2 protein-coding genes and 1 riboswitch are annotated in these 2,820 nt (G+C 73.9%); both genes read left to right on the top strand.

Annotated features, from left to right (window positions below; translation table 11 throughout):
- Positions 1-102 precede the first annotated feature (102 nt).
- A riboswitch (TPP riboswitch) is annotated at positions 103-206 on the top strand.
- 51 nt (positions 207-257) lie between these two features.
- Positions 258-1,247 (top strand): thiamine ABC transporter substrate binding subunit, encoded by a 990-nt coding sequence (gene thiB, locus CCR87_RS00350; protein ID WP_201155354.1) that lies wholly within the window; start codon positions 258-260, stop codon positions 1,245-1,247.
- Entirely contained in the window at positions 1,231-2,796 is a 1,566-nt protein-coding gene (locus CCR87_RS00345; protein WP_201155353.1) for a thiamine/thiamine pyrophosphate ABC transporter permease ThiP, read from the top strand. The genes thiB and CCR87_RS00345 overlap by 17 nt, the downstream gene beginning before the upstream one ends.
- Positions 2,797-2,820: the final 24 nt, after the last annotated feature.

The following is a 2,820-nucleotide window of genomic DNA, read 5'->3' as shown; positions in this document are numbered from 1 at the left end:
CCTCGGGTTGGGCGGGGCCTTAGCGCATTGCCGGGCACAAGAAAAGCGTGCCGCGGTGCCGGGATTGGGTCTTGTCGGGCTCGGGCGCCGGGCTTACGCTCCGCGATGACCTCGGGGTGCCCCGCATGCGGGCTGAGACGCCAACCGGCGAACCCGTCGAACCTGATCCGGTTCATGCCGGCGGAGGGAAGGTGCGGCGCGGGTGCGCCCGTCCCCCCCTCCGGCCCCGCCGACCGGCCACACGGAGGGAGCGCGCGATGCGGAACCATGCGATTGCCACGGCGCTGGCGCTGGCGCTGGCGGCGGGCGCCGCGGTCCAGGCCGAGACCCTCACCATCTATACCTATGACAGCTTTGCCGCCGAATGGGGCCCCGGCCCGGCCGTCGTCGCCGGTTTCAAGGCGGTGTGCGGCTGTGATGTGGCGCTGGTGTCCGCCGGTGACGGCGCCGAGCTGCTGGCCCGGCTGCGGCTGGAGGGGGCGCGCAGCCCGGCGGATGTGGTGCTTGGCCTCGATACCAACCTGATGGCGCGGGCGGCCGCGACGGGGCTGTTTGCGCCCCATGGCCTGATGCTGCCCGCGCTGGACCTGCCCATCGCCTGGGACGACGCGCTGTTCGTGCCCTATGACTGGGGCTGGTTCGCATTTGTCCACGACCGCGCATTGCCGAACCCGCCCGACAGCTTCGAGGCGCTGATCGCGTCGGAGCTGTCGATCCTGATCCAGGACCCGCGATCGTCGACCCCCGGGCTGGGGCTGGTGTACTGGATCGAGGCCGCCCACCCCGGCCGCGCCGCCGAGATCTGGGCGGGCCTCGCGCCGCGCATCGTCACCGTCACCGCCGGCTGGTCCGAGGCCTATGGCCTGTTCCTGCAGGGCGAGGCCGACATGGTGCTGAGCTACACCACCTCGCCGGCCTATCACCTGATCGCCGAGGACGACGACACCAAGGTTGCCGCTGCGTTCGCCGAGGGGCACTATCTTCAGGTGGAGGTCGCGGGCATCCCCGCCGCCGCCCCGAACCCCGGTCTGGCGCGCGACTTCCTCGAATTCCTGCTGGGCGCGGAGGTTCAGGCGATCCTGCCCACCACCAACTGGATGTACCCCGCCATCACCCCGACCGAGGGCCTGCCGCAGGGCTTCGAGACGCTGATGATCCCCGACACCACGCTGCATTTCCCGCCCGAGGAGGCCGCGGCCATCCGTGACCGCGCCATCGCCACATGGCGCGATGCGCTGGCGCGCTGAGGGGGGCGCGGCGCTCTGGCTGGGGGCGGCGGTCGCGCTGGGCCTGCTGGCGCTGAACGCAGGCACGCTGGCGGCCGTGCTGTGGCGGGCCGAGGCGCCGGGCCGGCTGGCGGCGGCGGACTGGGCGGCGGTGCGCTTCACGCTGGGCCAGGCGCTGGTGTCGGCGGGGCTGTCGGTGGCGCTGGCGGTGCCGGTGGCGCGCGCGCTGGCGCGGCGGCGGTTTGTCGGGCGCGGGCTGCTGATCACCGCGCTGGGGGCGCCGTTCCTGTTGCCGACGCTGGTGGCGGTGCTGGGGTTGCTTGCGGTGTTCGGGCGGGGCGGCGTGCTGAACGCAGGCCTCGGCCATCTGGGGTTGGGGCCGGTCGGCATCTATGGCCCGCACGGCGTCGTGCTGGCGCATGTGTTCTTCAACCTGCCGCTGGCGACGCGGCTGATCCTGCAGGGCTGGCTGGCGATTCCCGCCGAGCGGTTCCGTCTGGCCGCAGCGCTGGGCTTCATGCCCCGCGACATCGCCCGCCACCTGGAGCGCCCGATGCTGCGCGAGGTCGTGCCCGGGGCCTTCGTCGTGATCTTTCTGATCTGCCTCACCAGCTTTGCCGTGGCGCTGACGCTGGGCGGCGGGCCGCGCGCCACGACGGTGGAGCTTGCGATCTATCAGGCGTTCCGGCTGGAGTTCGACTTGGCGCGCGCGGGCCTGCTGGCGGTGATCCAGTTCGCCCTGTGCGCGGCGGCGGCGGGGCTGGCGTGGGGGGTGGCGCGGCCGTCGGAGTTCGGCGCGGGGCTGGACCGGCCCGTCATGCGGCTGGACGTGGGCGGCTGGCGCCTGCGGGCGGTGGACGGGCTGGCGATCACGCTGGCTGCGGTGTTCCTGCTGGTGCCGCTGGGGATGGTGGTGGCGCGCGGGCTGCCGCATCTGGCGGGGCTGCCGGCGCCGGTGTGGGCGGCCACCGCGCGCTCGCTGGGAGTGGCGCTGGCGTCGACGGCGCTGTGCATGGGGGCCGCGCTCGCGCTCGGGCTGGCGGTGGTGCGCGCGGGGCCGCGGCTGTCAGGCGCGCTGGAGGGGGTGGGGCTGACGGCGCTGGCGGCCTCGCCGCTGGTGATCGGGACGGGGCTGTTCATCGTGCTGTTCCCGCTGGTGCGGCCGGGTGATCTGGCGCTGCCGGTGACGGCGCTGGTGAACGCGGCGATGGCGCTGCCGTTTGCCCTGCGCGCCCTGATCCCCGCCCTGCGCGACATCGAGGCCACGCAGGGCCGCCTGGCCGAGAGCCTCGGGCTGCGGGGCGCCGCGCGGCTGCGGCTGGTGACCTGGCCCCGGCTGCGCCGGCCGATGGGATTTGGCGCGGGGCTGGCGGCGGCGCTGTCGATGGGCGATCTGGGGGTGATCGTGCTGTTCGCCGATCCCGGTGCGGCGACGCTGCCGCTCCAGGTCTATCGGCTGATGGGCGCCTACCGGATGGACGACGCGGCGGGGGCGGCGCTTCTTCTGCTGATGTGCAGCCTTGCGCTGTTCTGGCTGTTTGACCGTGGGGGGCGTCTTGGACGGGGATGAGGGGCTGCGGCTGGACGGGGTGGC

Source organism: Rhodobaculum claviforme, from assembly GCF_016653255.1.
GTDB lineage: Bacteria > Pseudomonadota > Alphaproteobacteria > Rhodobacterales > Rhodobacteraceae > Rhodobaculum > Rhodobaculum claviforme.
Note: the sequence above shows the minus strand (reverse complement) of the source record. Positions and strands in the feature narration are given on the sequence as shown.